4 protein-coding genes are annotated in these 4711 nt (G+C 66.4%); 1 reads left to right on the top strand and 3 read right to left on the bottom strand.

Annotated elements, in window-relative coordinates:
* Positions 1–94: 94 nt before the first annotated feature.
* The 3 genes from ACRDUX_RS15960 to ACRDUX_RS15950 form a co-directional block, all read right to left on the bottom strand.
* Positions 95–559 carry a peroxiredoxin gene (locus ACRDUX_RS15960; protein WP_526414989.1) on the bottom strand — a complete coding sequence of 155 codons (465 nt, stop codon included), beginning with the start codon at positions 557–559 and terminating at the stop codon, positions 95–97.
* Position 560: 1 nt separating this feature from the next.
* Positions 561–983 carry a DUF3052 family protein gene (locus ACRDUX_RS15955; protein WP_526380204.1) on the bottom strand — a complete coding sequence of 141 codons (423 nt, stop codon included), beginning with the start codon at positions 981–983 and terminating at the stop codon, positions 561–563.
* Between the two features lie 86 nt (positions 984–1069).
* Positions 1070–1621, bottom strand: coding sequence for an Rv2240c family protein (locus ACRDUX_RS15950; RefSeq protein ID WP_526414988.1), 552 nt, complete (start codon positions 1619–1621; stop codon positions 1070–1072).
* A 173-nt stretch (positions 1622–1794) separates the two neighbouring features.
* Between ACRDUX_RS15950 and aceE the strand changes: the two genes are divergently transcribed.
* On the top strand, positions 1795–4584 hold the full coding sequence (gene aceE, locus ACRDUX_RS15945; protein WP_526414987.1) for a pyruvate dehydrogenase (acetyl-transferring), homodimeric type: 2790 nt from the start codon (positions 1795–1797) through the stop codon (positions 4582–4584).
* Positions 4585–4711: the final 127 nt, after the last annotated feature.

Genomic DNA, 4711 nt, shown 5'->3' with positions numbered 1-4711 from the left:
CGACCGCTGGTGTGTAAAACCAGAGCTCTACCACTGAGCTACACGCCCGTGCTCGGGCAGGCTACACGGCGACGAGCCGCCACGGGAAATCCCGTCAGTCGGTGCGCAACGCGGCGAGCGCGTCCGTCCACACCGACTGATCGCGGGGCTCCCCCGGACCGTTCATCTCCGCGAACCTGACCATGCCCGCACGGTCGATCACGAACGTTCCGCGGTTGGCGAACCCGGCGTCGGCGTTGAACACGCCGTACGCCTGAGCCACTTCACCGTGGGGCCAGAAGTCGGACAGCATCGGGAACGCGAACCCGCTCTGCCTGGCCCAGACCTTGTGGGTCGGCGGCGGCCCAACGGAGATCGCCAGGGTCTGGGTGTCGTCGTTGACGAAGTCCACGAGGTGGGCGTTGATCTCGTCCAGCTCACGCTGGCAGACCCCCGTGAACGCCAAGGGGAAGAACACCAACAACACGTCCTTGGCGCCCAGGAACGTACTCAGCGTGACGGGCCGGCCGTCCTGGTTCTTCAGCGTGAAGTCGGGCGCGCCGGCACCGACGTCGAGCACGCTAGCGGCGCCCCGCCGTCTTGGACTTCGGCTGTACCAGCCGGCTCGCGATCCAGTCGCCGAGGTTGGCCGACGAGGTCTGCATCAGACCCGCAGTCGGCGCAGACTCGGCGATGTCGGCCGGTCGCACGTGACCGGGCTGGCCGGTCTTGGGCGTGACGACCCACACGACGCCGTCCTCGGCCAGCGGGGTGATCGCGTCCATCAATCGGTCGACGAGGTCGCCGTCGTCGTCACGCCACCACAGCAGCACGACGTCGATGACGTCTTCTGCGTCCTCGTCGAGAAGCTCGCCACCGCTCGCGTCCTCGATGTCGAACCGAATCTCGTCATCTGTGTCCTCGTCCCAGCCAAGTTCCTGGACGAGCTGATTCTTCTCGATGCCCAATTTCTGGGCGTAGTTCGGCGAGTCCGCCGCAACCACTCTCTCCTCCTTCAGCCAGCGTGTTCAGCTTTTGCCCTATCGTTGCACGCCGGGGCGCATCACCCGACTCCTGGCGTCCCGAACGATCAATAAGCAGCCTCGCAGGCGGTCGCAGCCGAGGTCTTCGAATCGTTGAGATGGCGGATGGCGGCGTTGAAGTCATCCGGTCCCGACGTGCGCGAAACGGCGTCGGCCAGCTGCCGAGCGGCGTCGACCCAGCCGTTGAGGGCATTGGTCAGATCGGTGGGCAGCGGGTCGGTCAGGCTCCCCGAAACCAGGTCAGCGCTCTTGTTGAGCGCGTCGATCGCCGGCCCGGACTTGCTCGTCGCGTCGGGCGCGTCGTTGTTGTACGCGTCCACGTAGGCATTGACCGCTGCCACCGAGTCGCCGCTGCTGGAGCCGAAGGCGTCACAGGAGGTGTGCACGGCCGCCTTTCTGACGGCCACCTGCCGCTCCGACTCGCGGGCGGCCGAACTCGACGCCACGGACGCCCGGTATTCGGGTGCGTCGGCCTTGTCGAAGGTCGCGGTGCCCTTCGTGACGCCCGTGCAGCCGACCACAATCATCGCCAGGCCTGCGAGGCTGCCCACGACGAGGCCGACGACACGCAGCCGTAATTTCCGCCGCCCAGTCGTCACAGTCTTCAGACCGTACCGTCTGGCCCGATTCATCGCCGGTTCATTTCACTAGGCCAACCCCGATGCAACACATGCGGCACGATGGGGGCACGATGAGTACGACTTGAAATGAAGATGAAAGTCACGTTTGAAGGGGTCACGAGCCCCAGATCACTCCAACCAAGGAGCTTCAGTTGACCACCGAGTTCGCGCGCCAAGACCTGGCTCAAAACTCTGGCGCCGCAAGCGAACCCGACAGGGTGCGCGTAATCCGCGACGGCGTCGCCTCCTATCTGCCCGACATCGATCCCGAAGAGACCACCGAGTGGCTCGAGTCGTTCGACGCCCTGCTGGAACGCTCGGGCCCCGCCCGCGCGCGGTACCTGATGCTGCGCCTGCTGGAGCGCTCTGGCGAACAGCGCGTCTCCCTTCCGGCGCTGACGTCGACGGACTACGTCAACACGATTCCGACCGAACTGGAGCCGTGGTTCCCGGGCGATGAGGACGTCGAACGGCGTTACCGCGCCTGGATCCGGTGGAACGCCGCCATCATGGTGCACCGTGCGCAGCGACCGGGAGTCGGTGTGGGCGGCCATATTTCGACCTACGCATCGTCTGCGGCGCTCTACGAGGTCGGCTTCAACCACTTCTTCCGCGGCAAGGCGCACACCGGCGGCGGCGACCAGGTCTTCATCCAGGGTCACGCCTCGCCCGGCATCTACGCCCGCGCGTTCCTCGAGGGCCGGCTAACCGCGGACAAGCTCGACGGGTTCCGCCAGGAGCACAGCCATCCCGGCGGCGGCATCCCGTCCTACCCGCACCCGAGGTTGATGCCCGACTTCTGGGAATTCCCGACGGTGTCCATGGGCATTGGCCCGATGAACGCCATCTATCAGGCCCGGTTCAACCACTACCTGCACGACCGCGGCCTCAAGGACACCTCCGATCAGCACGTGTGGGCGTTCCTCGGCGATGGCGAGATGGACGAACCCGAGAGCCGCGGCCTTCTCCACGTCGCCGCCCTGGAAGGCCTGGACAACCTGACCTTCGTGGTGAACTGCAACCTGCAGCGCCTCGACGGCCCGGTGCGCGGCAACGGCAAGATCATCCAGGAGCTGGAGTCGTTCTTCCGCGGCGCAGGCTGGAACGTCATCAAGGTGGTGTGGGGTCGCGAATGGGACGCGTTGCTGCACGCCGACCGCGACGGCGCCCTGGTCAACCTGATGAACGCCACGCCCGACGGCGACTACCAGACCTACAAGGCCAACGACGGCGGCTACGTCCGCGACCACTTCTTCGGCCGCGACCCCAGAACCAAGGCACTGGTCGAGCCGATGACCGACGCCGAGATCTGGAACCTCAAGCGCGGCGGTCACGACTACCGCAAGGTCTACGCCGCCTATCGGGCCGCCACCGAGCACAAGGGCCAGCCGACGGTCATCCTCGCCAAGACCATCAAGGGCTACACGCTGGGCAAGCACTTCGAGGGCCGCAACGCCACTCACCAGATGAAGAAGCTCGCGCTCCAAGACCTCAAGGACTTCCGCGACGCCCAGCGCATCCCGATCAGCGACGAGCAGCTCGAGGAGAACCCGTACCTGCCGCCGTACTACCACCCAGGGCCCGACGCCCCGGAGATCCGGTACATGCTGGACCGGCGCCGCACGCTCGGCGGCTTCCTGCCCGAGCGACGCAACAAGGCCAAGGTGCTCAAGCTCCCCGCCCGCGACGTCTACAAGGCGCTCAAGAAGGGTTCGGGCAACCAGGCCGTCGCCACCACCATGGCGACCGTGCGGACGTTCAAGGAGTTGCTGCGGGACAAGGAGATCGGCAAGCGGATCGTCCCGATCATCCCCGACGAGGCGCGCACGTTCGGCATGGACTCGTGGTTCCCGAGCCTGAAGATTTACAACCGCAACGGCCAGCTGTACACGGCCGTGGACGCCGAATTGATGCTGGCCTACAAGGAAAGCGAAATCGGGCAGATCCTGCACGAGGGCATCAACGAGGCCGGCTCGACGGCGTCGTTCACCGCCGTGGGCACGTCGTACTCGACGCACAACGAGCCGATGATTCCGCTCTACATCTTCTATTCGATGTTCGGCTTCCAGCGCACCGGTGACGGCCTGTGGGCGGCGGCCGACCAGATGGCCCGCGGCTTCGTCCTCGGCGCCACCGCGGGACGCACCACCCTGACCGGTGAGGGCCTGCAGCACGCCGACGGACACTCGGTACTGCTCGCGTCGACCAATCCCGCAGTGGTTGCCTACGACCCGGCGTTCGCCTACGAGATCGCCTACATCGTCGAGAGCGGCTTGGCGCGAATGTACGGCGAGGACCCGGAGAACGTCTTCTTCTACATCACCATCTACAACGAGCCGTACGTCCAGCCGGCCGAGCCCGAGAACTTCGACCCAGAAGGACTCCTGCGCGGCATCTACCGCTACCGCGCGGCCAAGGAGAAGCGCACCAGCGTCGCCCAGATCCTGACCTCGGGGGTGGCGATGCCCGAGGCGCTGCGCGCAGCGGACCTGCTGGCGGCGGAATGGGACGTCGCCGCGGACGTGTGGTCGGTGACCAGTTGGGGCGAGCTCAACCGCGACGGCGTCGCGGTGGAGAAGGAACTGCTGCGCCACCCCGAGCGGCCCGCCGCCGTCCCGTACGTGACCAAGGCGCTCGAATCCACCGCGGGCCCCGTCGTCGCGGTCTCGGATTGGATGCGGGCAGTGCCCGAGCAGATCCGCCCGTGGGTGCCCAACACCTACGTCACACTCGGCACCGACGGGTTCGGCTTCTCCGACACCCGTCCGGCAGCACGGCGGTACTTCAACACCGACGCCGAGTCCGTCGTGGTCGCGGTGCTGGAGGCCCTGGCACGCGACGGCGAGATCGATCCCTCGGTGGCCATCGCGGCGGCCAAGCAGTACCAGATCGACGACGTCACGGCCGCAGGCGTGTCCTTCGCCGACACCGGGAGCGCATAACTGCACAGTTGGAGGAATCCGCCAGAAATCGGGCGTACCTTTTAGGAGTGGCCGACAATGAGTTCTCGGCACTCGAACTGCTCGACGCCGTCCCGGAGTCGCTGCTTCGCCGCGTGAAGCAGTACTC

The sequence above is a fragment of the Mycobacterium sp. genome (genome assembly GCF_050701675.1).
In the GTDB taxonomy this organism is placed as follows: domain Bacteria; phylum Actinomycetota; class Actinomycetes; order Mycobacteriales; family Mycobacteriaceae; genus Mycobacterium.
Note: the sequence above shows the minus strand (reverse complement) of the source record. Positions and strands in the feature narration are given on the sequence as shown.